We start from the raw sequence: 1,010 nt of genomic DNA on the forward strand, positions 1-1,010 counted from the left end.
CTAATTCCCAACATCACTTCGTTCAACACTGCATTCAGACTAGGCTGTTCCAGCCATCAGAATGCTTAGTTATTGTAAACCGTTTTTATATACTTGTTTCATAAAGTTTCGCCATATTCGTTAATGGTCTATTTAGAATTGATTCTGCATTTGTTATAGCTTCTTCTTTTTGTTCATCTGTCAAGCTTTTCTCCAATTCTTGAATTTCTTTTATAACAGACTGTTGTTGAAGTATAGAGAAATCTCGTTTTGATTCGTTGTAAATTAGAAACCATGTATAGCTTTCCGTTAAGTTCTTTTCGACATTCCTACCATCTCTATACATGTAAGCTAAATTGAGTCTTGCGGACGTGATTTTCCCGCTTTTCATTAAGTCTTCGGGTGTCTCAAGCTTACCAATCTTAATTGCCCATTCGAGCATCTTATCTAAGTCCTTTTCGGTTCCAAGTCCATCTTGATAAGCTCCGACAACGTTGAACATACATGTTATATCGTTATTCGATGCACATGCCATGGCATATTCAAATGCTTTCTCGTTATTCTGCGATGCACCTACTCCGGTAGCATGTGCCATCATCATTTTATATAAACCGTCATTCCACCCTTGGTCAGCTGATTTTATATACCAATAAAAAGCAGAATCAATATTTTTTTCAATTCCATAACCATATTCGAGAGTTACCCCTAAATTATATTGAGCTTCTGCAATACCTGAATCTGCGGCTTGTTTCAAAAGTGGAACAGCTTTTTCAAACTCTTGAGATTGAATGAATTTTTTTGACTGCTCATTAATTTCAATTGCATTTTGACCATATGAAGCCAAGCTTATAAATGCAGCTAAAATAAAAGTGACTTTCCTAATCATTTGTCTTTGTTAATGGTTTACAACGGTTTGGCTATGCGCAGTGTCCCGAAGGGCATTGCGGATAGGTGTTGTTGAACTCAACCTCCGGTAGCTAAAGGTTTACCATTGGTATATTGCTCATCAACAAACTCTTATAATGATGAGC

Annotated in this window: 1 protein-coding gene; it reads right to left on the reverse strand. The window is 36.5% G+C overall.

Going from position 1 to position 1,010, the window contains the following annotated elements; translation table 11 throughout:
• Positions 1-85: 85 nt before the first annotated feature.
• Positions 86-865, reverse strand: a complete 780-nt coding sequence (locus tag Q4534_RS24075; RefSeq protein WP_303615713.1) for a tetratricopeptide repeat protein — start codon at positions 863-865, stop codon at positions 86-88.
• Between the last annotated feature and the right edge of the window lie 145 nt (positions 866-1,010).

Origin of the sequence: Cyclobacterium sp. 1_MG-2023, from assembly GCF_030546805.1 — a bacterium.
GTDB lineage: Bacteria > Bacteroidota > Bacteroidia > Cytophagales > Cyclobacteriaceae > Cyclobacterium.

Bases quoted from the DNA above. Each gene is read 5' to 3' on its own strand.
- Q4534_RS24075 (WP_303615713.1), bottom strand. From the start codon at position 865: ATGATTAGGAAAGTCACTTTTATTTTAGCTGCATTTATAAGCTTGGCT.